Annotated in this window: 18 protein-coding genes; 5 read left to right on the top strand and 13 right to left on the bottom strand. The window is 60.1% G+C overall.

Annotated features, from left to right (window positions below; all coding sequences use genetic code 11):
- Positions 1–31: 31 nt before the first annotated feature.
- Both NUW46_RS01435 and NUW46_RS01430 read right to left on the bottom strand, forming a co-directional pair.
- Positions 32–3,199: an efflux RND transporter permease subunit gene (locus NUW46_RS01435; RefSeq protein ID WP_418141203.1), complete on the bottom strand. Its 3,168-nt coding sequence runs from the start codon at positions 3,197–3,199 to the stop codon at positions 32–34.
- Entirely contained in the window at positions 3,196–4,434 is a 1,239-nt protein-coding gene (locus tag NUW46_RS01430) for an efflux RND transporter periplasmic adaptor subunit (RefSeq protein WP_418141202.1), read from the bottom strand. The genes NUW46_RS01435 and NUW46_RS01430 overlap by 4 nt, the downstream gene beginning before the upstream one ends.
- A gap of 152 nt (positions 4,435–4,586) precedes the next feature.
- On the opposite strand from NUW46_RS01430, the gene NUW46_RS01425 reads away from it, so the two are divergent.
- A complete protein-coding gene (locus NUW46_RS01425) occupies positions 4,587–5,036 on the top strand; it encodes a potassium channel family protein (RefSeq protein ID WP_136630730.1) in 450 nt (149 codons plus the stop codon).
- Positions 5,037–5,173: 137 nt separating this feature from the next.
- A complete protein-coding gene (locus tag NUW46_RS01420) occupies positions 5,174–6,229 on the top strand; it encodes a GGDEF domain-containing protein (protein WP_069182641.1) in 1,056 nt (351 codons plus the stop codon).
- 10 nt (positions 6,230–6,239) lie between these two features.
- On the opposite strand, the gene NUW46_RS01415 is transcribed toward NUW46_RS01420, so the two are convergent.
- The 7 genes from NUW46_RS01415 to NUW46_RS01385 form a co-directional block, all read right to left on the bottom strand.
- Positions 6,240–9,470 (bottom strand): efflux RND transporter permease subunit, encoded by a 3,231-nt coding sequence (locus tag NUW46_RS01415; RefSeq protein WP_418141201.1) that lies wholly within the window; start codon positions 9,468–9,470, stop codon positions 6,240–6,242.
- Entirely contained in the window at positions 9,467–10,540 is a 1,074-nt protein-coding gene (locus tag NUW46_RS01410; RefSeq protein ID WP_222465916.1) for an efflux RND transporter periplasmic adaptor subunit, read from the bottom strand. The genes NUW46_RS01415 and NUW46_RS01410 overlap by 4 nt, the downstream gene beginning before the upstream one ends.
- Positions 10,541–10,625: 85 nt before the next feature.
- Positions 10,626–11,534: a carbamate kinase gene (arcC, locus tag NUW46_RS01405; RefSeq protein ID WP_418141200.1), complete on the bottom strand. Its 909-nt coding sequence runs from the start codon at positions 11,532–11,534 to the stop codon at positions 10,626–10,628.
- Position 11,535: 1 nt separating this feature from the next.
- The gene (locus NUW46_RS01400) at positions 11,536–12,537 is read right to left on the bottom strand and encodes an ornithine carbamoyltransferase (protein ID WP_418141199.1); all 1,002 of its coding nucleotides are present in this window, start codon (positions 12,535–12,537) and stop codon (positions 11,536–11,538) included.
- Between the two features lie 18 nt (positions 12,538–12,555).
- Complete coding sequence (locus NUW46_RS01395) at positions 12,556–13,785, bottom strand: arginine deiminase (RefSeq protein WP_418141198.1); 1,230 nt, start codon at positions 13,783–13,785, stop codon at positions 12,556–12,558.
- Positions 13,786–13,809: 24 nt separating this feature from the next.
- Complete coding sequence (locus NUW46_RS01390; protein WP_418141197.1) at positions 13,810–15,258, bottom strand: YfcC family protein; 1,449 nt, start codon at positions 15,256–15,258, stop codon at positions 13,810–13,812.
- 272 nt (positions 15,259–15,530) lie between these two features.
- Positions 15,531–17,540 (bottom strand): TonB-dependent receptor domain-containing protein, encoded by a 2,010-nt coding sequence (locus tag NUW46_RS01385; protein ID WP_418141196.1) that lies wholly within the window; start codon positions 17,538–17,540, stop codon positions 15,531–15,533.
- A gap of 138 nt (positions 17,541–17,678) precedes the next feature.
- On the opposite strand from NUW46_RS01385, the gene NUW46_RS01380 reads away from it, so the two are divergent.
- The 3 genes from NUW46_RS01380 (at position 17,679) to NUW46_RS01370 (ending at position 21,772) form a co-directional block, all read left to right on the top strand.
- Positions 17,679–18,950: a sensor histidine kinase gene (locus NUW46_RS01380; protein WP_418141195.1), complete on the top strand. Its 1,272-nt coding sequence runs from the start codon at positions 17,679–17,681 to the stop codon at positions 18,948–18,950.
- Positions 18,947–19,477, top strand: a complete 531-nt coding sequence (locus NUW46_RS01375) for a response regulator transcription factor (RefSeq protein ID WP_418141194.1) — start codon at positions 18,947–18,949, stop codon at positions 19,475–19,477. Before NUW46_RS01380 ends, NUW46_RS01375 begins: the two co-directional genes overlap by 4 nt.
- Before the next feature lie 162 nt (positions 19,478–19,639).
- Complete coding sequence (locus NUW46_RS01370; RefSeq protein ID WP_418141193.1) at positions 19,640–21,772, top strand: EAL domain-containing protein; 2,133 nt, start codon at positions 19,640–19,642, stop codon at positions 21,770–21,772.
- Positions 21,773–21,783: 11 nt separating this feature from the next.
- On the opposite strand, the gene NUW46_RS01365 is transcribed toward NUW46_RS01370, so the two are convergent.
- From NUW46_RS01365 to NUW46_RS01350, 4 genes are all read right to left on the bottom strand, one after another.
- The gene (locus NUW46_RS01365; RefSeq protein WP_069182635.1) at positions 21,784–22,443 is read right to left on the bottom strand and encodes an energy-coupling factor ABC transporter permease; all 660 of its coding nucleotides are present in this window, start codon (positions 22,441–22,443) and stop codon (positions 21,784–21,786) included.
- Positions 22,444–22,524: 81 nt separating this feature from the next.
- Positions 22,525–24,258 carry a SulP family inorganic anion transporter gene (locus tag NUW46_RS01360; RefSeq protein ID WP_069182634.1) on the bottom strand — a complete coding sequence of 578 codons (1,734 nt, stop codon included), beginning with the start codon at positions 24,256–24,258 and terminating at the stop codon, positions 22,525–22,527.
- A gap of 8 nt (positions 24,259–24,266) precedes the next feature.
- On the bottom strand, positions 24,267–25,133 hold the full coding sequence (locus NUW46_RS01355) for an MBL fold metallo-hydrolase (RefSeq protein WP_418141192.1): 867 nt from the start codon (positions 25,131–25,133) through the stop codon (positions 24,267–24,269).
- 82 nt (positions 25,134–25,215) lie between these two features.
- Positions 25,216–26,730, bottom strand: a complete 1,515-nt coding sequence (locus NUW46_RS01350) for a diguanylate cyclase (RefSeq protein WP_418141191.1) — start codon at positions 26,728–26,730, stop codon at positions 25,216–25,218.
- Positions 26,731–26,819 lie beyond the last annotated feature (89 nt).

The raw sequence follows: 26,819 nt of genomic DNA, 5'->3' as shown, positions 1-26,819 counted from the left end.
GGCTTTGCCCGGGTCAATCAGAGCCAGGTGGTCAATCCGCCGCCCCGATAGGATCAGCATAGGTGCCGTGCCGGCGTGCACGCCACTCGCGGAACTGCTCCAGCCAGGACAGCAACGCCGGTATGACCAACAGGACCAGCAAGGTCGATAGCCCGAGGCCAAAGGCAATAGAGGTGGCCATGGGGATCAGGAACTGGGCCTGCAGGGACGTTTCGAACATCAACGGCAGCAGCCCGCCGATGGTGGTCAGGGAAGTCAACATAACCGCACGAACCCGCTGTACCGCGGCCTCGTTAAGCGCATCGGTGATTCCCAGACCCTTTTTCCGCTGCTGGTTGTAGAAAGCTACGAGGATGATGGCGTTATTGACCACAATCCCGGAAAGACCAAACAACCCGAAGAGGGAAAGAATGGTCAGTTGCAGCCCCATCAGCCAGTGCCCCAGCAACGCGCCCACGAGGGCGAACGGGATGATGGCCATAACGATCAGCGGCAGGCTCCAGGAGGCAAACACCCACGCAAGCACCACGTACATCAGCGCCAACCCGATAACCAGTCCGGTTTGCATGTCTCCCAGGGTCTCCCTCTGGTCGGCCGCACGGCCCTCGAAGCTGTAACGCACATTGTAGCGACTGGCGATATCCGGCAGTGCGTCTGCTTCAAGGCTGGTCAGAATCTGGTCGGTGGTGCTGACCCGGGTGTTCAGCCCAGAGGTGACTTCAACCGCCAACCGGCCCTCGGCGTGTCGCAGGGCCTGGAAGCCCTGACGGTGGTCCAGGTTCATGACCTGGGTCAGGGGAACAAAGCGACCGTCCGGCACCCGCACGGTGATACGGGAAAGCGTCGACAAGCGCTCCCGCTGATCCTTGGGCAGTTGCACGCGAACTTCGACTTCATCCCGGCCATCCTGGTAGATCTGGGCGATCCGGCCGTCGAAGGCAGCCCTGAGCTGGCGCCCGAGATCGGAGGTGGTCAATCCCAGTGCCTCGCCATAGGCGCTGACCTGGTAAAGCAGCTGTTCCCTGCCCCAGGGCATGTCATCCTCAACGTCCAGCACACCGGGCAGCGTCGAGAGCGCCTGCCCCAGTTCATCCGCGGCACGCTTCAGATTCTCCGCGTTGTCGCCGGTCAAACGCACATTCACATCCCGGCCCGGCGGTCCGGCCTGACGTTCGGAAATCGTCAGATTGTCCAGCCCGGCCGGTGTCTCCAGCCGGCTGCGCCACTCCGTGATGAATTCCGGGTTACGAACCGAGCGGCGGTCGGAGGGCACCAGTTCGATCATCATCGAACCCAGTTCATCGCCGCTACGGGAACTGCCCTCGGCACCCTGGGTTGCGCCCCGGGTGGTCACTACATGCAAAATGAAATCACCGCCAAGCGCCTCTTCGGTCTCGTTGAGCGTTCGCTGCATCTGGGTCAGGAACTCCTCAACGGTGCCGCGATCCGTGCCGGCCACAAAGCTGGCATTGGCGTAGAAGACCGAAGGCTCCGGTGTTGGGAAAAAGTTGAATCCGAGCCGGCCACCAGCCAGCAGACCGACCGTTACGATCGCCAGGGCAACCGCGCTCGCCACGGTAGCGCCCCGGTGTTCCAGGCTATACCGTGAGAACCGGCGAAACCGGCCTTCCCGGAAACGGTCGAAACGCTGCTCGAAACCCCGCCGGAAGCGCTCCACGGGACCCGGTGCTTTTGGCTCGGGTTCTGTCTCTCCCGCTTTTTTCTTGCGTCTGGGCACGAAGGCATGACGCAAGTGCGCCGGCAATACGATGAAACACTCAAGCAGGGAGGCGACCAGAACGCAGATCATCACCAGCGGAATATCGCCCAGGATATTGCCAATGACACCGCCCACCACGAGCAGGGGCATGAAAGCCGCAACCGTCGTGAGAGACGAGGCCAGCACGGGCCACACCATACGCTTGGCTGCCCCTTCCGAGGCATAGATGGATTCCTCGCCCATTCGGGAGTGGGCGTCGGCATCCTCGCCCACCACAATGGCATCGTCGACGATCACCCCCAACGCCATGATCAGGGCGAACAGGGAAATCATGTTGATGGAACCCCCAATCAGCCAGAGAACCGCCATGGCCGCCAGGAACGCCGTCGGAATACCCACAGCCACCCACATGGCAACCCGACCGGGGAGAAACAGGTAAAGCAGGCATACCACCAGAACCAGGCCACCCAGCCCGTTGTTCACCAGTAGGGAAATACGATCGTCCAGAAGCTGCCAGGTCTCGTCGTACACCTCCAGCTTTACCGTTGGCGGCAGCACCGGCCGGGTATCGGCCAGCCAGGTTTCCAGTACCTGGGCCGCTGCCAGCGAATTGCCGTTCTCCGATCGCTGCAACTGCAGCTCAACCGCCGGCTTGCCGTCCTTCTCGAGGGTCACCTGGCTCTCGCGGGCTTCCTGCCGGATAATCGCCACATCGCCCAGATTGAGCTGGATCCGCTCACCACTGAGCACCGGAATGTTCTCGAATTCCTGGGGGCTTCGGCGCTGTTCCACGGCCCGCAGTTCCCGGGTGGCATCCTGCTGCGCCATCATGCCGGCAGGCAGGTCCCGGGAGATGGCGGCCACGCGCTCGGCAATCTGCTCCAGTGACAGCCCCAGTGCTTCCAGCCGCTCAACCGGCACATCAATGCTGATCTGCTGCTCCGGCAAGCCGCGGATCGAAACCCGGTCAATACCACGCTGGAGCAGTTCATCTTCAAAACGGTAGGCCATCTGCCGCAGCTCACTGCGATCCACATCGCCGTACACAAGCAACCGGGCCACTGGCTCGTAGCGTTCAATGCGGGTTACCTGGGGTTCCTCCGCCTCCGCCGGGAAATTGGTGAATTCATCCACCTGCTGGCGTACGTCATCCAGGGCCTGGATCGGATTGGTGCCTTCTTCGAATTCGAGGGTTATGGAGGAAACCCCCTGGGCCGAGGTCGAGGTCATTTTTTTCAGGCCATCGACGCTGCGCAGGCGCTGCTCCAGAGGGTTGGTAATGCCCTGCTCCACGTCTTCGGCGGACGCACCACTCCAGACCACCCGGACACTGACCACGTCCAGGGCAAAGGTGGGGAAGAACTGGATGTTCATGCGGGTCAGAGCCAGCACACCACCGAGCAGCATCACCAGCATGACCAGGTTGGCAGCAACCCGGTGATGAACGAAAAAGCCGATGACGCCTTTTTTCCGCCTCATTGCGATGCCACTCCGGAATCTGCCACATCCACCTTGAGGCCGGTGACAGCGTTGGGCAGATGCGTCGTAATCAGTTGCGCGCCAGATACCAGGGCTTCACCGGATACCAGCAGACGGCGCTCACCATTGCTGCCCCGGGCCTCGCCAATACGTTCTATTCGGGCGCGCTGCATCCGGCCGTCTGAAGACATCAGGTAAACGCTGTCGGCGCCATAAAGAGCACTGAACGGAATCGACACGGTATTGCTCCGTGCCGCCCGTTCAAGCGTGACGGGCATTAAACCGCCCGGACGGATCCCACGGGGATCCCCCTGCAGTTCGAGAATGGCTTCGGTTCCGGACGGATCACTGGTTCCCGCAAAGCGGGCAAGCTGAAACCGGTGTTGATCACCAGCACTGGTGGCAATCAGTGTTTCCCCCCGCTGCAGGGCATCCAGAAGTTCGCCCCGGAACATCTCCGGCACCCTGGCCCTGAGTTCCAGACCATCAACGGGGTAGAGCGACAACAGAGGTTCATTACGGCTGACCTGGTCACCTTCGGCCACCCGGATGTCGGTCACCATGCCGTCAAAGGGCGCCGTCATACGGGCCCGTTCAGCATCCCGTCGGGTGCTGAGCAGGTTTGCCTCTGCCTGGGCGAGTTTCGCCTGAAGGCTCTGCAGCCGCGCCGGATGCTCTTCGATTGCCCGTTGCCTGGCATTTACCGTCAGCTCTGCTCTGGCCGCGGCGTCCGTAGCCGCTTCCAGTGCCTCACGGGAAGCCAGGTTGCGATTCACCAACGACCGGGTACGCTCCAGCTGCCGCCGGGCGTTTTCCAGAATGGCCTGTTCGCTGGCCAGCGCCGTCTGATCATTCCGGTACCGGACCTGCTCCGATCGGATCTGGGCTTCAAGGTCTTTGACCTGTGCTTGGGCCTGGGAGAGCGCAGGCTGAATATCGGCATCGTCCAGTGCCACCAGAAGCTCGCCCTCCTTGACCCGCTGCCCCTCGGTCACGGGCCGCGTACCGATTCGACCGGCCAGGGTTGCTGTCACCGTCAGTTGCTCCGGGGCCAGTACTTCGCCATACAGGGGCAGCACCGGGGTATGCGTGCCCGGCTCAATTTCCTGAACCTGGACACGCCAACTGCGCTCGGTGGCACTGACCTCTGCAGGCTCCGGGCGGGTCATTTTGAGAATCATGAAACCGGCGATACCGACGGCGAGAATCAACAGGGGAATCAGTCTTTTGGACATTACTTGCAGGCCAGCTAAGGTAAATAAAGCCCATTGGGCTGTCGGGTTCAGACTACTATACAATCAGGGCTCGTTTTCGGATCGGACAAGCCGAATTCCTGCGTCAATTTTACGCAGTGTTTTTTCAGTCATGGCAACGGAGAGCATCATTGTTGGCAGCAGAACACCATGTCAATCTCCTCAACGCAACGCTCATTAACGGGCTGATCGTTGCCGTTGTGGTGCTGATCCATCACGAAGTGCTCCTGAATTTAAGCAGCCTTCTGTCGAGAATGCGCCAGAGCCACCGTTTCCGACTGATTGCTGCCGTCTTCGGCATTCTTGCCGCGCACACCCTCCAGGTCTGGATCTTTGCCAGTGCCTTCTACTTCATGCACCACGCCGAGGGCTGGGGCCATTTAACCGGTAATTTCAGCGGCAGCATCCTGGACTGCGCCTACTTTTCCTTCACCACCTTCACGACTCTTGGCTACGGCGATATCGAACCTTTCGGTATTCTGCGCTTTCTCACCGGCATAGAGGCGCTGGCCGGACTGGTTCTGATCACCTGGAGCGCCTCGTTCCTGTTCGTGGAAATGCAACGCTACTGGCCGACTCGTTGAGGAACCTCTACACCCTAGACTTTAGTCGAATATGGACGGCTACACTGCCGGATTTCTGATCTAATGGCCGGAGCTTGCAGCATGTGCAACCTCTTTGTACACATCACTCCAGTGCACCGGATGCCCAGACCAGACCCATGGAAAGCTATACGGAATCACAGAAGCACCTTGCCCGTCCGTACCGCAAAGCGGTGTTAAAAACGCTGCTGATACTGACCGCCGTCAGTGGCCTGCTTTTCTTTATGCTCAACATGCAGAGAGGGAACTACCCCCTGGCCTTTGCCGAGATTGGCATGGCGTGCTACTCGGTTTTCATTTTCTGGGCAATCGGAAACACCAAACACCTGGAACGATGGATCCTGGCGTTTATCCTGCCCTTTTGCATCACCATGATGTTCGCGCTCACGTCTCCCCGGGCGACAACAACCGTATTCGCCTGGGTTCTGTTAATTCCCATCCTTTCTCACCTTCTGATGGGGCGGCGGCTGGGTCTTCTGGTATCCGCCGTGTTCATGGTTACGGCAGCAGTGATTTTCTTCTTCAAATTCCACGATGCGCCGGAGCTGATGCAGCCGCTTCCGATTGCCAACATGGGGCTGATGTCCCTGACCATTCTGGCCTTCTCCCATATTTACGAGATCACCCGGGAGCAATCCGAATCGCGCCTGCTGAAAATGGCCCAGACCGATGCGCTGACAGGTCTCGCCAACCGCGCGCGCCTGAGCGACGTTTTCGAGCAGGAGCGCAAGCGCAGCCTCCGCAACGGAACCCCGCTGTCCATGCTGGTGCTGGACCTGGACCACTTCAAACAGGTCAATGATCAGCATGGTCACGAGGCGGGCGACCGGGCGCTCCGGCATGTTGCCGGCACACTGCGGGCATCGCTGAGAGCAACCGATCTTGCCACACGACTGGGCGGTGAAGAGTTCGCCATTCTGCTCACCAACACCACCGCAGACCAGGCCCATCGGGTGGCCGAAAAGATCCGGAATGAGATCGAGTCAAACCCCGTGTCCTATCAGGACCAGGCCATCAGGCTCACCATCAGCGGCGGCATTGCCCAGTTTGGTCCGGACGGCGCCGACCTTCGCAGCCTGATCGGCCGTGCCGACGAGTACCTCTATAACGCCAAGGACGCGGGGCGGAACCGGATCATCAGTTCCGACAGCGTCCTGGTGCCATGTCAGGCGTAAACGCCCCGCTTCACACCCACTTGCAGCGCGCCAGGGTGTAATACAGCAGCGGCACCACCAGCACGGTCAGTAACGTGGACATGGCCAGGCCGAATACCAGTGATATCGCCAGGCCGTTGAAAATCGGATCGTTCAGGATGAAGTAAGCCCCCACCATCGCCGAAATCGCCGTCAGGGCGATGGGCTTGATGCGCACCGCACCCGCCAGGACCACCGCTTCGTCCAGTTCGACACCCTCCTCGATCAACTGCCGGATAAACACCACCAACAGGATGGAATTGCGCACGATGATGCCGGCCAGGGCAATCATGCCGATCATGCTGGTGGCGGTAAATTCCCGCCCCAGAAGGGCATGGCCGGGCATGATGCCGATCATCGTCAGGGGAATGGGCGCCATGATCACCAGCGGCAGAATATAGGAGCGGAACTGGGCCACCAGCAACACGAAGATCATGAACACGCCCACGCTGTAGGCGGCCCCCATATCCCGGAAGGTTTCGTAGGTAATCTGCCATTCACCGTCCCATTTCAGGGTGCCTTTTTCCGGCAACGGGGGCTGATCGATGAAATACTGCTCCGGCGCCACTTCCTGCTTGTTCAGGCGCTCGACCATGGCAAACATGCCGTACAGCGGCGAATCGACCTCTCCAGCCATATCCGCCGTCACGTAGGTCACCGGCAGCAAATCCTTGTGGTAGATCGCGCCCATCCAGTCGGCCTCGCGAACGTCGGCAATACTCGCCAGCGGGACGAAGTTGCCATCACGACTTCGCACGTTCAGGGATAACAATACCGAGGGCTGGGCCTTGTCACCTTCGCTCAGAATCACACGAATTGGAACAGGGTACTTGGCATGGTCATCGTGCAGGAAACTGACACTGGTTCCACCCAGGGCCGTTTGCAGGGCACCGACCACCTGGGCCTGGGACACACCAAGCCTTGCCGCGCGGTCCCGATCCACAACCACTTCCCATTGCCGAGTAGGTGCCTCAAGCGTGGTATCGATATCCACCAGGCCATCAACCCGGGTCATGCCCTCGGCCACCTGTCGGGCCAGTTGCGCCCGGCGGGTTTCATCCACCGCGTAGATCTCCGCCACCACCGGTGACAACACCGGCGGACCGGGCGGCACCTCGACAATCTTGACGCTGGCGCCGTACTGCTTACCGATCTCGGTCAGCGGCCCCCGCAGGGACTGGGCAATGGCGTGGGACTGCCGTTCCCGGCGCTCCTCATGAATAAGATTGACCTGGATATCGCCGTGGTAAGGGTCGCCACGCAGGTAGTATTGCCTGACCAGACCGTTGAAATTGATCGGCGACGCGGTGCCGGCGTAGGTCTGCCAGTTGGCCACCTCATCCACCGTTTCCAGATAGCTGCCCATTTCCATCAACACCCGCTGGGTCTGCTCCATGGGCGTGCGCTCGGGCATATCCACCACCACCTGCAGCTCGGACTTGTTGTCGAACGGCAGCATTTTCAGGATCACCGCCTGGAATACCGGCAGCGACGTGGCCGCCAGGGTCAGCCCCACCACGCCCAGGGCCAGCACACGACGCCGCCAGGGATGATCGCCCAGGAAGGGCCCGAGCACCGTCCGGAAAATTCGCAGGGACACTGGACTGACGCCATCCGCCGAGCTGGAAGCCTCCTCGGCTTCGGCGGCCTGCTCACCCTTCTTGTGCTTGAGCAACCGGAAGGCCAGCCAGGGCGCCACCACAAAGGCAACAATCTGGGACAGCACCATGCCGGCCGAGGCGTTGATCGGAATCGGGCTCATGTAAGGGCCCATCAGGCCACTGACAAAGGCCATCGGAATCAGCGCCGCCATGATAGTGAGGCTGGCCATAATGGTGGGGGTGCCCACCTCGTCCACGGCAACGGGAATAATGTCCTTCACCGCCCGCCGGGTGTTTTGGATCCGCCGGTTGATGTTCTCGGTGATCACGATGCCGTCGTCCACCAGAATGCCGATGGAGAAGATCAGCGCAAACAGGGAGACGCGGTTCAGGGTGAAACCCCAGGCCCAGGAGAACACCAGGGTCAGAAGCAGGGTGATCAGCACCGCAATGCCGACAATCAGCGCCTGGCGCCAGCCCATGGCCGCCAGCACCAGCAACACAACGCAGAGGGTGGCGGAGATCAGATCGGTTATCAGTTTGCGGGCTTTCTGGGAAGCGGTCACACCATAGTCCCGGGTCACCAGAACCTCCACGGATTCCGGCAGGGCCCGGTTGCGCAGCTGCGCCAGACGCTCTTCAATGGCCGTGGTAATGTTGATGGCGTTCTCGCCCGGCTTCTTGGCGATGGCCAGGGTCACCGCCGGGTAAACCTCACCGGGCCGGCCGGCCTGGCCGGCCTCGTGGGCCGGCCCGAATCCGGTCATCACGCTCTGGTCCACCACGGTGCCACCGCGGCTGACATCCGCCACATCTTCCAGGTACACCGCTGCGCCGTTGTACATACCCACCACCAGGCGCCGGACATCCTCCACGGTTTCCAGAAGCGTTCCGGCCTGGACAGGTATCGACAGGTTATCCTGGGTAATCCGGGCCTCCTGGCTGCTGGTGTTGGCCGCCGCCAGGGCGTTACGGATATCGTCGATGGTGAGATTGAACCCCGCCAGCAACGCCGGATCGAACCGGATATCCACGCGATCCGGAATGCCACCGGTGGTATAGACATCCCGGGTACCGGGAACCCGTTTCAGGGCGACTTCCAGCATGTGCGCCAGGCGGGTCAGTTCCTCACCCGTATGGCCGTTGACCGGATCGTAGAGGGTCAGGGTCATCACCGGCACATCATCGATGCCCTTGGGCTTGATCACCGGCTGGGTCGCGCCCAGGTTGGGCGGCAACCAGTCCTGGTTGGAGTACACCTGGTTGTACAGCCGCACCAGGGCTTCCTGCCGTGGAATACCCACCTCGAACTGCACCGTGATCACGGCCTGGCCCTGGCGGGATACCGAATAGACGTGTTCGACGCCTTTGATCTCACTCATCACCTGTTCGGCGGGCGTGGCAATCGCGCTTTCCACCTCCCGGGTGCTGGCGCCGGGAAAGGCCACCATGATATCGGCCATGGTGACGTCAATCTGGGGCTCTTCTTCTTTGGGCGTGACCACCACGGCCAGGATGCCCAGAATAATTGCCAGAATGGCCAGCAGCGGTGTCAGATGGTTGTTCTGGAAAGCCCGGGCGATGGCACCGGATGGACCAACGGGCGGCAAATTACGGCTCACGGGTTCGACTCCTCGCCCGTTCTTTCAAGCGGATTCAGGCGCTCGCTGCCCACCAGTACAGACGGGTTTGTGACTACCCGCTCGCCCTCGCTCAGGCCCGCAAGAATCTCCAGCCGGCCATTGTCCCGCACCCCAGTGCGAACCTGCCTCAGCCTGGGCTGATCCTGATCATCGAGCACAAATACCGCCCTGAGTTCACTGCGTTGAATCAGGCTGCTGGCCGGCACCCACAGGGCCTCCCGGGTGGCAACCGGCACGCTGACTTTCACCAGCATGCCGGGAAACAGGGAACCGTTGGGCTCACTCAGGCGCATGCGCAGGCGGAAAGTATGGGTTTGCGGATTCGCATAGGGATAGAAAGTCATTTCACCGGTTTCCAGCACCCGGCCGTCGGCCAGGGTAACCTGGGCCTGACGCTCCGTACGCGCCAGTTCGGCGTATTTCTGGGGCAGATCGACGACAACCCGAAGCTGTTCCAGAGACAAGCCACTGAGCAGCGGCTGGCCGGGATTGACCGCTTCGCCAACCTCAACGTGGCGCTCGGTCAGGATGCCGCCATAGGGCGCCACCACACGGGTATAGGAAAGCTGCTCCTGCGCCTCGGAAACGGCGGCACTGGCGCGCTCTACCCGGGCCCGGGCAGCGGCCAGGTTGTTGCGGGCCTGATCGAACTCCTGCCGGGATACCAGCCCCCGTTCGTGGACTGCCTCAATCCGGTTAAACCGCTGGCGTGCGTCCACCAGTGCTGCCTCGGCCTCTTCCAGCCCGGCTTGTGCCTGGCGCAAACGGGATCGCTGCTCACTGTCCTCCAGCTGGACAATCAGCTCACCGGCGGTCACGGAATCATCCACATCGAAGGGAAGGCTCTGGACAGTGCCACTGGTCTGGGCAGAGACGGTACTTTGCTGTACGGCCTCAATGACGCCATCGAGGTGCACGGTCTCGTGTAACTCGCTACGCTCTGCGACCGCTGTTGTCACCGGCTGGGGAGACAACGCCTCCTGTCCGAGCGCAGCCTGGGCCACCAGGCCCAGAGTCACAAGCAATCCTGCGGCAGCCATTCGCCCCATGAGGCACCTCCGGGAAATAAATCTGGTTATTACCTAATAACTGAACATTATCAGAGTATGCACCCGGAAAACACGATAAGCGCCGTTAACCGACCGACACGCGGGTGCCCGCAGAGCCGTCAAGAATGGCCACGGCGTCCTGCAGCCGGCCAATGCCACTAGCCCCGCCAGCCTCGGCAAAATCGCAGGCGGCCTGCAGTTTCGGGCCCATGGAGCCGGCCGGCATATCCAGGGCCCGAGCCTCGTCCACCGTCAGTTCGAAAAGCGGCGTCGACTGGTCGGTGCCGAAATCCCGGTAGACAGCATCCACATCCGTTAAAAGGAGCAAAGCATCCGCCCCCAACTGGCGGGCCAGCAAGGCACTGGCGGCGTCCTTGTCGATAACCGCCTCAATACCGACCATGCTGCCGTTTTCCCGGCGCAGCACCGGTATGCCGCCACCACCAGCACACACAACGACCACACCCTGCTCCAGCAACAGTTTCAACACGCGCATGTCCGGTATTTCCAGGGGTTTCGGCGAGGGCACCACCCGGCGCCATTTGTCACCGTCCGGCGCGATGCTCCAGCCCGCACCAGCAGCACGGCGCTCAGCCTCCTCACGGTCATAGACCGGGCCCACGAATTTGGTCGGCTTTTCGAAAGCGGGATCCTTTGGGTCTACGACCACCTGGGTCAGCAGCGTTGCTACCGGTCGGTCATGGCTGAGGGCGTTTTCCAGTTCCTGCTCGATCATATAGCCGATCATGCCCTCGGTTTCTGCACCCAGGACATCCAGAGGGTAGGCCTCATCCGGCTTGTAGGACGCGCCCTGCAGAGCCAGCAACCCTACCTGCGGACCGTTGCCATGGGTGACGACCAGATCGTGACCGGCCCGGACAATAGCCGCCAGCGAAAGTGCCGCAGCTTGAACGTTTTTGCGCTGAACCTCTGCCGTCAGCGGTTCTCCGCGTTTCAGCAGGGCATTACCCCCCAAAGCAGCTACAACCAGCATGTCAGCCTCCGAGGGTTGCCACGAGGACGGCCTTGATGGTGTGCATGCGGTTCTCGGCCTGGTCGAAAACAATCGAGGCGGGGCTCTCGAACACGTCTTCCGTTACCTCCATGGCGTCGATGCCATAGGTTTCCTGAATCTCCTTGCCCACCACAGTTTCGGTGTTGTGAAAGGCGGGCAGGCAGTGCATGAATCGAACCCGGGGATTGCCGGTTTTGGCCATCAGCGCCGCATTGACCTGGTATGGCATCAGCAGTTTGATGCGCTCGGCCCACTTTTCCTTGGGCTCACCCATCGAGACCCAGACATCGGTATACACGAAATCAACGCCGGCAACGGCAGCGTCGGTGTCCTCAGTGATGGTAATCCGGGCGCCGGTTTCAGCCGCCAGCGCCCGGGCTTCATCCTGCACGGCCTGATTGGGCCAGCAGGCCTTGGGAGCGCACAAACGCACGTCCATACCCATCTTGGCACCGCCGATCAGCAGGCTGTCGCCCATATTGTTGGCGGCATCGCCGATGAACACATACGCCACGTCACGCAGAGGCTTTTCCACATGCTCCTGCATGGTCAGGAAGTCCGCCAGTATCTGGGTGGGGTGAAATTCGTTGGTAAGCCCGTTGTAGACCGGCACGCCGGCGTACTGCGCCAGTTCCTCGACAACGGATTGGCCGAACCCGCGGTACTCGATGGCATCGTAGACCCGTCCAAGCACTCTTGCCGTGTCCTTCACCGATTCCTTGTGCCCAATATGGGTTCCGGTCGGCCCCAGATAAGTGACCCGCGCCCCTTGGTCGAAGGCGGCAACTTCAAAACCGACACGGGTACGCGTGGAGTTTTTCTCGAAGATCAGGGCGATGTCCTTACCTTCGAGTTTCGGGACCTCCGTGCCAGCGTATTTGGCGGTCTTCAGATCCGCAGCCAGCTTCAACAAAAAGGCGATTTCCCTCGGACTGAAATCCCGCAGGGTCAGAAAATGCCGGTTTTTTAGATTGAATGCCATAAAATCTCTCCTTGGCTATCAGACAGCATCCCGGATGGTCGGGCAACTCATACACCGGCCGCCGCCCCGACCCCGGCCCAGCTCGGCACCAGGTATCGCCAGAACCTCGATGCCCGCCGCCGCCAGGGCCGCATTGGTATCGTCGTTACGATCATAGCCAACAACCACACCCGGGCTCAGGGCGAGCACGTTGTTGCCATCGTTCCACTGTTCCCGCTCACGTTCTTCCGGCGTGTTGCCGCCCGTCGCCACCACCTCCAGGGCCGGGTAGCCGAGAATTTCCGCAACCACCTCGAACAGGTGCCGCGAGTCCTGATTGAAGGCCAGTGTTTTTGCTCCCTCGCCGGGGCGCAGGTCGTAGCAGATCACGGCATCGGCCACTTCCTTGAAGGCGGTAACCACGTTGCCGCCACAGAAGGTAAACACGGTATCCAGATGCATGGCCGAACGGGTCTTGGGCAACTGGCAGGCAATCACCCGATCCACCATGCCGCCATCAAAGAGTGCTTTGGAGAGTTGCCCGATCGCCTGGGGCGAGGAGCGCTCCCCCATACCTACCAGCACGGTGCGATTGCCAAGAGGCATGACGTCTCCGCCCTCAAGGGTGGCCAGGCCATGGTCCTGCAGTGGGTCGCCCCAATGAACGTTCACCTTGCCGGCAAATTTCGGGTGGAATCGGTAGATGGCCGCCATCAGCAGGGTTTCGGGCTTGCGGGCAGCCCAATACATCGGGTTGAGGGTCACCCCGCCATACACCCAGGCGCTGTTGTCCCGGGTGAACAGGAAATTGGGCAGCGGCGGCAAGACGAACCCGAAACGGCCCAGATGGTTGCCGAACAGCCCGACCGGATCGAATGGCAGGTCTCCCACCTCCAGACCACCAATCAGGAATTCGGCTAGTGCCGTTTCGGGTAACTCGTCCATCCAGGCCCGCAGGTCCGACACCATGCCCACGCCGATGTGGTTCCAGTTGATCCGGTGGTCAAGAATCCAGGCCCGACCCTCGGGAATGGCAAGCGTTTCCGCCAGCAACTCGTTGACGTCCAGAACCTCCACGCCCCGACCACGCATCACACTGGCAAACACGTCATGATCCTTCTGGGCCTGTTTGACCCAGAAGACATCATCAAACAACAGGGCATCGCAGTTGGACGGCGTTAATCGCCGGTGAGCCAGCCCGGGCCGGCATATGATGACCTGGCGCAGGGTTCCGGTTTCGGAGTGCACTCCGAGTGTGTGTTCAGACATGACAAAGCTCCTTTTGTCGAGTGCTCACAGCATGGCGCCCAGGCTTATAACTACCGTGATAAATACAGTCAGGATAAGCAACAAAGGCCAGATGAAGGCGAGCCAGCGATCGTAGGACACTCGCCCGATGGCAAGCCCGCCAACAACCACCGCAAAGGTGGGATTGATCAGGTTCACCAGGCCGTTGGCAGACTGATAGGCAGTCACCACCAGATCCCGACCGACGTTGGCAAAATCCGCCAGCGGGGCAAGGATCGGCATGGACAGCACAGCCAGGCCAGAGGACGAAGGCACGAAGAAGCTCATGCCCACCTCGATCCAGAACATCAGGTTGATAAAAGCCAGCTCCGGTAACCCACCCAGGGAGGTTTCGGCACTGTGCAGGATGGTGTCGGCAATCATGCCCTGCTCCATGATCACCACAATGCCGCGGGCAAGACCAACCACCAGGGCGACCCCAAGCAGATCCCGGGCGCCATCGACAAAACTGGCGGTCAGTTTCTTCTCCCCCAGCCGTGCAATGAGGCCAATCACGATGGCCGCACCAAAGAACAGGGAACCCATCCGGGCCATCCACCAGCCCTGGGAAGACACACCCCAGATCATCACGGCGAAGGTCAGGGCAAAGATCACCAGGGCAACAATCTGGGTGGTTGTCAGGGTGGCACTGTGAATCTCCTGATCATCGCCTTGCAGAAACAGTTTCTTGTGCGCCGGCCATTGCCTGGCGACCACCGATCGCGACGGATCGGTTTTTACCCGGTGCGCGTATCGCATCACGTAGCCGATACAGATCAACAGGCCACCAATCAGCAGAACAAATCGCAGGAAGATACCGTCAGTGAACGGAATGCCCGCGGCATTGGCTGCAATCACGGTGGCAAAGGGGTTAATGGTGGAACCCAGCACACCAATGCCGGCGCCGATCAGGATGATGGCGACCCCGGTCACGGCATCGTAGCCGGCCGCAAGTATCACGGGTATCAGAATGGCGTAAAACGCCAGGGTTTCCTCTGCCATCCCGTAGGTGGTGCCACCGATGGCGAAGAGCACCATCAGGATCGGTATCATCCAGATCTCATGGCCCTTCAGGTGCCGCATCGCGCTTCGGATGCCGGTATCGATGGCCCCAGTCGCATTCATCACACCGAGAAAACCGCCCAGAAACAAGATGAACATGGCAACATCGATGGCATTGGCGACGTAGCTGTCGGGGTCGTAGAACCCGGCTGTCGGTGCCAGCATCACATCAACAAAGCCCTGTGGGTTTGGTTCGACGGTCTGGTAGGTTCCCGGCACCGCCACTTCCCGTCCGACTTCTTCATTCATGGCGCGCTCGTACTGCCCGGCGGGAATTATCCAGGTCAGCGCGGCAACAAGAATAATCAGGCCGAAAAGAATGGTGTAAGCCGTGGGGAATCGCGAGGCGAGGTCGTTCTCGGGGTTTTCTGGCAACTGTTCATCTTCAGTCACGATGCGTCTCCTGTCCTTAATCGCATAGTGCAATCGCATGATGCAGACAGGTCCCGCCCGGGAACCTCAAGAAGCCGAACACATCCTCAGCAGCCAAGCGCTACTGGTCCAGATCTGCATGAAAACAGCATAGTGCAGGATGTCATTTCCGGAATTGAGGTAGCGCAATTTTTGACCAGCCATAAAAAAGCCCCGGGTGGAGGAGTTGGATCCACCCGGGGCATCAATGTCACCCGCCAGCTATGAGAAACGGGTAACCGCCATACAAGGTCTTACCACCTGGCTGTCAGTGCGGCACGCAGGGTCCGGCCAGGCTCATTAACTCTTACGGCTTCGGGATTAAATGGATCAGTATTGGCCCGACTGACATGGGGTGCCCAGGTATTGTCGAACAGGTTATCCACGGCCCAGGTAACACTCAGATAGTCTGCAAGAGGGTGACTGCCGGACAGGTTCAGCACGCCATAACCCGGGGACGTGCCGGGATCCTGACCGGATTCCAGATCCACCCGATCCTGGCGGCGGGCCAGCACCCACTCCAGTTCAAGGGCATGGCCCATGCGCTGCCAGCCAAGGGTCTGAACAAACTGCACCGGCGGAATCTGCGGCAGCGGTTGGTTATCGTCGCGATTTTCACCCCGAACCGATGCCAGGCTGCTGTTGGTGTTCCAGGTGCCATTGCTCCACCCAAGCTGTGCTTCAACGCCCATCAGCCGCGCATCAATATTGCGGTAGACGCTGACCTGGTCAGCATTGCGGGTACGCAGGACAAAATCATTCACCTGATCCACCCACACGGCCGGACGCCAGTTCCAGCCGTTACTCTGGCCGGGCATCGCCAGTTCCAGCTTGCGGTGGGTCTCAGGGTCCAGTGCAGGGTTGCCCACCCAGCGCCTGGACGGGTCCATGTTGTTCCAGCTGGCAATGTAACGCTCCGTCACGCCCGGGCTGCGGACGCTGTGGCTGGCCGTAACCACCATCGACTGGACCGGAGAGAATCGCCAATCGCTGCTGACAAAACCGCTGAAATTATCATCGGCAACATCGGTGTTCGTGGTGCCGTAGATCGACTCGTAGGCGTCGGCCGCGGACATGGCCATCATGCCACTGCCGAACACATCATCGGCTGCCGCTGCAGACATTTCCACGCGGTCGTAGCGCACGCCACCGCCAAGCTTCAATTCGGGAGTTACCCGGTAGAAGCGCTCGGCAAAGAGGCCGAAGCGGTCTCGATCCACGTCGGGCCAGAGTACGGAGGTGAGCACATCAAGATTGGCTCCCCCGAACCGTTCGGCGTACCAGTTATTGGTCTCAACATCGGCGCCAATGGCCCAGTCTGTTCGGGCATCCGGGCTCTGATCCAGGGTCAGACGCAAGCCCCGGGTTTCGGTCTCGGAATCCGTCAGCATTTTCATCATGGATTCACGGAGACTGAAGTTATCCATGATGTGGTCGACATCCGCCTGCCAGGCCATCAGGTTCCAGTTGCCGTTCGCCAGCGGAGAACCAAGCTCCAGGCGCATGATGTCGGTATCGGTTTTTGGCGCATCCATGCCGGAGCCGGCGTATTTGACATCCCGCTCTTCCTGCCGGCTCACCAGACCCTTGATGAAGAAACCATTATCCGCCTTCCACGCCGCATCCAGGCGAGCCTCGGAGTTCTTGTAGGCGCTGCGGACCTCGTTGCCGTCGCCGTCCTCGTAATCGTCCGCCTCGTCGTATCCCCCTGCGAGGCGAAGCCAGGCACTGTCGCTACCCACTGCGACACTGCCATTGACCAGCTTGCCATTGCCGTTGTCTGTGCCACCCACGGTGAGATGACCCGTCGCGCCTGAACCGTCAAACACGGGCGCGACCGTGGTCGCAACCACCTGGCCGCCGGAAATAGGGCCCCAGCGCAGGGTCTGGTTACTGGTGCGCACTTCCAGCAAGGGCGCCAGCGCCGAACTCAGACGACTGGTGGGCGGGTCCATGCGATTCGGGCAGGCGCCTTCAACGCGAACGCCGTCCAGAAGCACATCCACCCGCTCCTGACTCTGGCCCCGGATAACCGGCTCCAGCCCGCGTCCACCCATTCGGGAAAGAGACACTGAGGGATTGGCAGACAAACGTTCGACCGGTTCTGGAGCCAACTGGCTCGACGCCTCTTCAATGCTTTGCCCTTCGGTCACCCGGATCACGGGTAGCTCGGGTGAAATTTCCTGGGCCATCACCCCGGCGGGCAGTGAAACCAATCCCGCAGCACACAATCCGATAAAACGCGCTCCAATTACCGTCGCCATACAACCTTGTCCTGACCAGCTCAGATAGTTGGCGCCAATCATAAAGGTCAGCCGGCGCTTGCGCCTGAGACCAAATGCCGCATCCCCTCGGAGGTATTACCGCGTATCCCGGCGTAAAAAACGGCTAGAATGCCCGGTATGGAATGGCTGACCCACTCACAGACCGGATTTCAACAAACTGCCCGCTATCTGCTGGGCATGCGTTTGACTATTGTTGCGCTGCAGCTGATTTCGATCGCCGTTGCAGAAACCATGGTCACGCTGGCCCATCGTGCCGAAGCGGTTATCCTGCTCCTGGCCTACGGCGTTCTGGCAACCCTGGCCTGGCTCTGGTTTACTCGACGCCCGCCCCGCTCGACCCGGGTCGTCAGCCTGGTGCTCATCGTCGATCTGCTGATGATCGGAGCTTGGCTTTACCTGACGGGCGGCTACACCAATCCTCTGGTCTCCCTGCTGTTGTTGCCCATCGCCGTTGCCATTGTGCTGGTGCCAATGGGCCAGAGTATTGCCGTCACCGTTGCCGGGGTGGCGGTCTATACCTCACTGGTGATCTGGCATACGCCGGTGACCCATGAACATCACGGCGCCAACCTCGCCCAGTTGCACCTGGTAGGCATGTGGGTCACCTTCGCCACAACCGCCGCCATCCTGCTCCTGGTTGTCGGCGCTCTCGCCCGACGTTTGCGCCAGCAACAGGCCCAGCTTGCGCAGATACGCGAGACACGGCTTCGGGATGAGCAGATCATCGCCCTGGGGCTTTCCGCCGCGGCCGTCGCCCATCGCCTGGGCACACCGCTGAACACCATGACGCTGTTGGTGGACGGAATGAAATCCGCAGTTCCGGGGGGTGCGCCAATCGCAGACGATCTTGCGCTGATGGAGAGTCAACTGGGTCTTTGCAGTGCCCACCTGCAACAACTGTCGAGGGCTGCCGTTGAGGCCAAGACCGCGCAACTGGAAACCCTGGCCGCCCGGGACTGGGTCGCACGCCTTAGGGAATCAGCCACTCTCCTCTGGCCGGGTGCCCCCATTCAATGGCGACAGCCGGTACCGGACTCCCCGGTTGCCGTGGACGCCACCCTCGATCAGGCCGTGCTCAATGTGTTGGCCAACGCGGTGACAGCCAGCCCGTCCTGGGTCGCCGTGTCCGCCCGGGAAAGTGCCGACGGCCTGATGGAACTGGTTGTCGAGGACCACGGCGACGGTCTGGAATCCACCCCGGAAGGTACGCTCGGGGAGAGGGTGGTCAGTTCAGAGAACGGGCTGGGAGTTGGCCTTTTCCTCTCCAACGCTACCATCCAGCGTCTTGGCGGTAACCTGAAAGCCCGCGGCAGCGCCGAAGGCACCACCGTCATCATTGAGCTGCCAATAGCGTCAGCGACCAACAGCCCTTGGGGAGAACAGGCGTGAGCAGACAACAGGCTTGGCTACTGATTGATGACGACGACGCTTTTTTGCAAGTGCTTCAGCGTTCACTTGCCCGCCAGGGTATTGAGGCCCAGCTTGCCCACGGGCACCAGGAGGCAAAAAACGCTCTGCTGAACGGAACGTTTCACCGCTGCGTTCTGGATCTGAACCTGGCCGGTGAGAGCGGACTGCAACTGCTACCGGAATTGCTGGACCTGCATCCGGATCTCGAAATACTGGTGCTCACCGGTTACGGCAGTATCGCCACGGCGGTCGAGGCCATGCGCCGGGGCGCGGTGAACTATCTGTGCAAACCTGTAACGGTCAACCAGTTGCTGGCCGGATTCGAGCCGATCGATGCACCACCCGATCTCCGGGCGGAGCCGCCTTCAGTCGAGGAAATGGAGTGGGAGCATATCCAGCGGGTTCTCAACGAGAACGAGGGCAACGTCTCTGCCACGGCCCGGGCTCTAAACATGCACCGCCGCACCCTGCAACGCAAACTCCAGAAACACTCGCGCTGGCGCTGACCGATAGGTAATTGGCGCAAAACTGACATCTATCAACTCATCCAGACCATTTACCCATGGCTTTTCAGGTCTATTCCGGTAGCATGCCCTGACACTTACGACAGGTCTCACAGGGAGGGGAGTTCGTAAATTGACACACCGGAGCACACATTACTGACTCTCATGCCCAGATCCCCCACCACGATTGCACCGCCCGCAGACATCGACCCCAATCGCCTGGCAATGATTGCGTCGGTCACACCCAATTTTCTGGTGATGCTGGATGATGCCGGTCGCATTGAATGGGTAAACCCCAGTTTTGAGGAGCACACGGGGTATCAGCTTGAGGAGGTGCGCGGACGTCTGCCAAAGGAAGTGCTGTACGGGCCGGACACAGACCCTGACACCATCAAACGCATCAACCAGAAGCTGCACAAGGCCGAGGTCATTGAGGAAGACATCCTCCATTACACCCGGGCCGGCGAACCTTACTGGGTGCATACCTATTGCGTTCCAATCGGCAACGAACAGGGCGTCGCACCCGGCTTTATCGCCATTCAGAACAATATCTCGGACCGGAAGCACGGCGAACGGGGCCTGCGCATCGCGGCCAGCGTGTTCGATCGCAGCCACGAAGCCATCCTGATCACCGACCAGTCCAATCGGATCCTGGATGTGAATCCCGCGTTTTCACGGATCACCGGCTACAGCCGGCAGGAAGTGCTGGGACTGAACCCGGCGATCCTCAGCTCTGGTCGCCACTCCGGAGAATACTACCGGTCCATGTGGCGCACCATCGAGAAAACCGACCACTGGCGGGGCGAAATCTGGAACCGGCGGAAAAACGGTGAAGAGTATGTTGAACTGCTTTCCATCAGCCGTGTCCATCTGGAGGAACCGGGGCAGTATTACCACGTGGCAGCGTTCTCTGATATCACGGCGCTCAAGAACCATGCGCGTGAGCTGGACCGGGCAGCCAACTACGACGACCTGACCGGCCTGCCCAACCGCCAGTTGCTGGAAGAGCGCCTGCGCACGGCCCGTAATCACGCCGACCGGCAACATCGCACTGTGTCCGTGTGCTATCTGGACCTGGATGGCTTCAAGGCTATCAATGACAAATGGGGCCATCTGGCGGGCGACCAGGCCCTCAGAACCCTCGCCGAGCGACTGACCCGTGCTCTGAGGAGCGGCGACACCGTGGCTCGCATCGGTGGCGACGAATTCGTCCTCCTGCTGCAGGGGGACGACAACCACGATGCGGTGTACCAGCGGATCCTGGCCACTGTAGGCGACCCCGTCGCCGTGGGCGATCAAAACGTCACCCTCACAGCCAGTCTTGGCATCACCCGCTACCCGGAAGACGGATCAGAGGCGGAAGGCCTTATTCGTCACGCCGACCAGGCCATGTATTCCGCCAAGGAAAAAGGCCGCAACCAGTATCACTTTTTCGATCCCGGGCTGGACGAGCATCGCCGGAACCGACGCAACCAGTTGATGGAACTCACACGTGCTCTGGAAAACGAGGAGTTCGAACTGTTTTTCCAGCCCCAGATCCGCGTGACCGATTGCCAGCTGTTCGGTTTCGAGGCGTTGATCCGTTGGAATCATCCCCAGAAAGGGCTTGTCTCACCGGGCGAGTTTCTGCCGATTGTGGAGAACAGTCATCTGGAAGTACCACTGGGACAGTGGGTACTGAAAGAAGCGATTCACCAGATGAACACCTGGAAAGAGGCTGGCGAGGATCTGGCGGTCAGCATCAACATCAGCGCTCCACACCTGATGGACCGCTCCTTTGCCGACTATCTTGAGAGTTATCTGCACAGCCATCCCGAGATAGCGCCCGGCCAGATCACCCTGGAGGTGCTGGAATCAACCGCCCTGGAGGATACCCAACGGGCCAGCAATGTTCTGGCGCATTGCCAGAGCCTTGGCCTTCAGGTGGCGCTGGACGATTTTGGCACCGGCTTCTCATCGCTGACCTATTTGCGCACCCTGCCGGTGGACATTATCAAGATCGACCAGAGTTTTGTTCGGAACATGCTTGAGGATGCCAGCGACCATGCCATTGTGGAGAGCGTGATCTTCCTGGCCCAGCGGTTCGCCCACCCGGTTCTGGCCGAGGGCGTGGAAACCATGGAGCATGCCCGGGCACTGCGCCGGATGGGCTGCAATTTCGTTCAGGGTTACGGCATTGCCCGCCCCATGCCTTCCGGTGAAGTGCTGGGCTGGACCCGTCACTGGCGGGCACAGGCAGAGTCCGGCAAGAGCGGTGACATGCTCAATCCCGTTGTGGCCCGGGGCGAGGGTCGCTAGGGCGGATCACCCTAGCGATACCGTCTCTGGTCCAGCGTGGTCAGCCGGTCGGGATGAAACACCATCAGGCCGGTTACAAAGGTGCCGTTCACAAATCCCTCAGGAATCATGAACAGTGGCAGGTAACGGATGTACTCGTGCACCAGTTCATCAAACGTGTAGACGCCGCTGGTCCATAGCATCAGGCACATGACCGTGCCGGCCGCCGCTACAGAAATGCCCGCACCGAAGAAGCCGCAGAAGAAGATGTAGGCGAAGAAGTTCCGAAAATCCCGTCGGCGCTCCCACAGCATGATGCCGTGGCTGACAATGGCAGGCACCATCACCGTGATCAGCCCGTTGGCGGCAAACATGATCAGAGGCTCGCGACCGGTGATCACCGTGATCACCAGTGCCATAAGGCCCGCCAGCACTGCCAGGGCCCACCCCAGCATCAGCGTGATCACCGTGATACCAAAAACGTGGATGGCGAGGCCGGGTGAAATGCCGGCCCGCAACTGCCAGACAAAACCCAGCACCACGGCAGCACCGAAGAACGAGTGCTGGAGTGCGTTGTCCTTGCGAAAGGCCTGCCAGTCAATCGAGCGCAGCGCCCGGACCAGAATCACCAGAAAGAGCAGAAGCGTGATGATCCACTGGCTGGTGGATAGCAGGTTTTCAGTCATGCCCATAGTGAACTTACCGCAGCAACGGGGTCGGGAATGACATCTTAGCGGCTCGCCCCACCCCCGGTGCAAGCGAGCCCAGATTGATCAGGCGACCTGTTTTTCGAGTTTGCCGAGGTCGGTCAGGCGCTGCCAGGCTTCATAAGTACTCAGGAAAACCTCGCCACCCAGATGGGAAAGCAGTTCCGTCCCTTTCAACTTGTCCATTACCGGGCCTTTCACTTCCGCCAGATGCAATCTGACCCCTGCATCTTTCATACGCTCGTTGATGGCCTCCAGACTTTCGAGCGCAGAGGCATCCACCAGGTTCACTGCCGGACACACCAGCACCAGGTCCTTAAGCTCTGGCTCCCGGATCATCAGATCCATCACGGTTTCCTCGAGAAACCGGGCATTGGCAAAGTACAGGCTCTCATCTACACGGAGGAAGGTCACCTTCGGGCACAGTTCAACATCGTGACGAAGCACATTGCGGAAATGCTCGGTACCGGGCACACGGCCAACAACCGCACTGTGGGGCCGACTGGTTCGATACAGGAACAGCCCGATGGACAGCGCCACCCCGGCGATAATACCGGCCTCGACACTGTGCACCAGGGTCAGCACGATGGTTGCGAGCATGGCTCCAAAGTCGGTGCGGGAATAGCGCCAGGTTCGACCCAGGGCCGGAAGATCAATCAGTGTGGCTACCGCAACAATAATGGTGGCGGCGAGCGTCGCCTGTGGCAGATACGCGATGGCCGGTGTCAGAAACAGCGTCGCCATGGCAATACCGACCGCGGCGTAGGCGCCAGCGGCCGGGGTCTCGGCCCCGGCATCAAAGTTGACCACGGAACGGGAGAAACCACCGGTAACCGGCATACCCCCGGAAAAGCCGGCACCCAGGTTGGCGGTCCCCAGGCCGATCAGCTCCTGGTCAGGATCGATGCGCTGGCGCCGTTTGGCCGCCAAAGTCTGGCCCACGGACACCGACTCCACGAAACCGACAACGCTGATCAGCAAGGCGCTGACCGCCAGTTGCTGCCACAAGCCCATGTCCAGGCTCGGCATGGTGAACTCTGGGAGCCCCTGGGGTACATTCCCGACCAGTCGCACACCCTGGCCATCAAGCTGGAATTGCCAGGCCACCAGGGTGGTCACCAGAACCGCCAGAATGGGCGCGGTTTTGGTCAGAATGTCGGCCATTCTCGGTGCCAGGCCCATCGCCATAAGAAGTGGCTTCAAGCGTTTGCGGGCCAGCACCAGAAACAACAGCGCCCCGGCGCCAACAGACAGGGTGGCCAGGTTGGTATCGCCAATGGACTGGAACAGTGACTGACCGATTTCCAACAGGTTATGGCCGGAGGCCTGAATTCCGAATATATGCTTCAACTGGCTGGCCGCAATCACAATGCCAGAGGCCGTGATAAAGCCGGAAATCACAGGGTGACTCAGAAAATTGGCCAGGAACCCGAGCCGAAGCACCCCCATCAGCGTCAGCATCAGCCCCGACATAACGGCCAGCAGAACGGCACCGGCCACGTATTCCGGAGTTCCTGCCTCGGCCAGCGGTGCCAGGGCCGCCGCCGTCATCAGCGAGGCCACGGCCACAGGCCCGACGGACAAGGTCCGACTGGTGCCGAAGACGGCGTAAATCACCAGGGGCAGGATACTGGCGTACAGCCCCACCTGGGCGGGCAACCCGGCCAGCAGAGCATAGGCCAGCGACTGGGGAATGAGCATGACGGTGACGATGATCGCGGCCACCAGGTCACTGGTGGCCTGATCACGGCCGTATGTTGGCGCCCAGTCCAGAATCGGCAGATAACGTTTAAGATTCATCAGGAATCTCAGAACAGGTTAACCGGTACTTTCAGGTAAACCTGGCCATTGTCCTCGGCCGGCGGCATGTGGCCTGCCCGCATGTTCACCTGAACGGACGGCAGAATCAGCCGTGGCATATCCAGGGTCGCATCCCGCTCGGTGCGCATTTTCACGAACTCTTCCTCGGAGACACCTTCGTGGACGTGAATGTTTGCGGCGCGCTGCTCCGCAACGGTGGTCATGTGCTGGTACTCATCGCGGCCGGGCGCCTTGTAATCGTGGCACAGGAAAATTCGGGTTTCCGCAGGCAGGGACAGCACCTTCTGGATGGACTGGTACAGGGTGCGGGCATCGCCACCGGGGAAATCGCAGCGAGCTGTGCCAAAGTCCGGCATGAACAGGGTGTCCCCGACGAAAGCCGCATCGCCAATCACATAAGTGAGACAGGCAGGGGTATGCCCCGGCGTATGCAGAACGCATCCTTCCAGACCGCCAATAGCAAAAGTGTCGCCCTCTTTGAACAGCTTGTCGAACTGGCTTCCGTCGCGCTGGAATTCGGTACCGGCATTGAACGCCTTGCCGAAAATTTCCTGTACGTCGCGAATGTGCGCACCAATGCCGGTCTTGCCACCCAGCTTCTCATGCAGGTAGGGCGCGGCAGACAGGTGATCCGCGTGGACGTGGGTTTCCAGGATCCACTCGACCTTCAGATCGTTGCTGCGGATGTACTCGATAATTTCATCGGCAGAACGCACATCGGTTTTGCCCGCGGCGTAATCAAAATCCAGGACCGAATCGAGAATGGCGCAGGCCTGGCTGTCCGGGTCACGCACCACGTAACTGAACGTATTGGTGGGTTCATCAAAAAAATGCTGAACGATCGGGTTGCTCATGACAGTCACCTCTAGACAATCCAAATATCACTTTTAATCTAAGGATATACTATTTAGTAATATGAGGTGAAATGATCTTTTTTTATATGCGCAATGTTCCTGATACATCAACAAGACAGTCCCGCCCTGCCTGCTTGGCCAGATAAAGCCTGTGATCCGCCCCGGCAATGAGAGCGTCCGGCGAGGCTGGGCGGTCAACGAACTCCTCTATTCCGGCCACACCTGCGCTGACGGTCACCGGTATCTCATCGTCATCAAAGACAAAACGCTCCTCATGCACAGCTTCGAGAATTCGCTGGACGAGCTGTCGTACATCGCCGTGCTCTACAGCGCTGAAGACAACAATGAATTCTTCCCCGCCGAAGCGGGCAACCACATCCATGGAGCGTGTCTGGCTGATCAGAATGTCGGCAAACCGCTGCAGGATATAATCCCCGCCGAGGTGTCCGATGGAGTCGTTAATCTTTTTGAAGTGATCGATGTCGAAGATCGCCAGGGCGAAGCGCTCACCCCGGCGGTTGCTCCGGCCGAGCATTTCATCCAGCCTCGGCATCAGGTATCGGCGATTGTGCAGGCCGGTCAGGGGGTCCCGAATGGACTGGTTCAGCAGCTCTTCTTCCAGGCGGTTGCGCTCCAGGGCACCCGATAACAGGCCGGAAACAATAATCAACAGGTCGGCCTGGTCCAGACGCCAGGTTCTTCGGCGAAGGGAGTCAACGCCGAAAAAGCCCGTTACCCGTCCGCGTACCCGGATAGGCACGCAGAACATCGACGACACCCCCTGCTCCTGAAGCAGTGCCCGCTCGGGAGCAGCTTCCCGGGACAGTCGGTCGACATCTTCAATAAACACCACCCGGCTGCCACTCACCATCCCCTCGATCTGTTCCTGCCACCAGTGAAAACTGTCGATCGACACCTCCTGCTGTGTGTCGATCAGAGCGGGCACACCGTCCCTGCACCACTCATGGGTATTGGTCATCACGGAATAGTCATCGGAAAAGCAGTACAGGTAGGCCCTGTCTACCTTGAAAAACGTTCCGATGGATCTCAGAAGTTCATCAATACACTGATCAATGGTGCCAAATCCCAGATTGATGAATTCGGTGGAGAGACGGGCAATCAGTCGCTGGAACCCGGCCTGGAAGGAAAACTCCGCCTCACTTTCGCGCAGGCTCTGCTCCAGGTTCTTGTAGTGCTGGATGTTGTGGAATTGGCCGTACCAGAGCGTGCCGCCATCAGGCTGGCGCTCGGGCTCCGCATTAACCTCGAACCACTCGTAACCGCCATGCTCAAGCCTGAGCCGGGCCCGATAGCTCCAGGTATTCAACCTGTCTGCCGAGGCACGGATACTGGCCATAACGGCATCAACATCCTCCGGATGGATCATGGCGAAAATCGCATCCGCGTTATCACTCAGATCTGCGGGATCAATGCCAAAGAGCGACTGCACATGTTCGCTGATAAAAGGACAGCGGTGGGAATCTCCTTCCGAACTCACCCAATATACGAAGAGGACTCCAGGAACCCCTGAGGCCAGCTTCTGAAAAAAACGGGCAGACAAAGCAGTTTGCTGCCCGTTACCGGACCTTGACGCCATGGACAACACGTCCTCCTGACGGACGATTCACCCCTCTCCATTAAAGAGTGTAGCCCACGCTGACAGGAAGCAAACCCGTTCTGAAGAGG

The organism is Marinobacter sp. MA (assembly GCF_048298425.1).
In the GTDB taxonomy this organism is placed as follows: domain Bacteria; phylum Pseudomonadota; class Gammaproteobacteria; order Pseudomonadales; family Oleiphilaceae; genus Marinobacter; species Marinobacter salsuginis.
Note: the sequence above shows the minus strand (reverse complement) of the source record. Positions and strands in the feature narration are given on the sequence as shown.

Excerpts from the sequence above, each read along its gene's own strand:
- NUW46_RS01365 (WP_069182635.1), bottom strand. The coding sequence starts at position 22,443 with ATGGGCATGACTGAAAACCTGCTATCCACCAGCCAGTGGATCATCACG.
- NUW46_RS01400 (WP_418141199.1), bottom strand. The coding sequence starts at position 12,537 with ATGGCATTCAATCTAAAAAACCGGCATTTTCTGACCCTGCGGGATTTC.
- NUW46_RS01430 (WP_418141202.1), bottom strand. The coding sequence starts at position 4,434 with ATGTCCAAAAGACTGATTCCCCTGTTGATTCTCGCCGTCGGTATCGCC.
- arcC (WP_418141200.1), bottom strand. The coding sequence starts at position 11,534 with ATGCTGGTTGTAGCTGCTTTGGGGGGTAATGCCCTGCTGAAACGCGGA.
- NUW46_RS01380 (WP_418141195.1), top strand. The coding sequence starts at position 17,679 with ATGGAATGGCTGACCCACTCACAGACCGGATTTCAACAAACTGCCCGC.
- NUW46_RS01420 (WP_069182641.1), top strand. The coding sequence starts at position 5,174 with ATGGAAAGCTATACGGAATCACAGAAGCACCTTGCCCGTCCGTACCGC.
- NUW46_RS01360 (WP_069182634.1), bottom strand. The coding sequence starts at position 24,258 with ATGAATCTTAAACGTTATCTGCCGATTCTGGACTGGGCGCCAACATAC.
- NUW46_RS01355 (WP_418141192.1), bottom strand. The coding sequence starts at position 25,133 with ATGAGCAACCCGATCGTTCAGCATTTTTTTGATGAACCCACCAATACG.
- NUW46_RS01385 (WP_418141196.1), bottom strand. The coding sequence starts at position 17,540 with ATGGCGACGGTAATTGGAGCGCGTTTTATCGGATTGTGTGCTGCGGGA.
- NUW46_RS01370 (WP_418141193.1), top strand. The coding sequence starts at position 19,640 with ATGCCCAGATCCCCCACCACGATTGCACCGCCCGCAGACATCGACCCC.
- NUW46_RS01435 (WP_418141203.1), bottom strand. The coding sequence starts at position 3,199 with ATGAGGCGGAAAAAAGGCGTCATCGGCTTTTTCGTTCATCACCGGGTT.
- NUW46_RS01410 (WP_222465916.1), bottom strand. The coding sequence starts at position 10,540 with ATGGGGCGAATGGCTGCCGCAGGATTGCTTGTGACTCTGGGCCTGGTG.
- NUW46_RS01395 (WP_418141198.1), bottom strand. The coding sequence starts at position 13,785 with ATGTCTGAACACACACTCGGAGTGCACTCCGAAACCGGAACCCTGCGC.
- NUW46_RS01350 (WP_418141191.1), bottom strand. The coding sequence starts at position 26,730 with ATGGCGTCAAGGTCCGGTAACGGGCAGCAAACTGCTTTGTCTGCCCGT.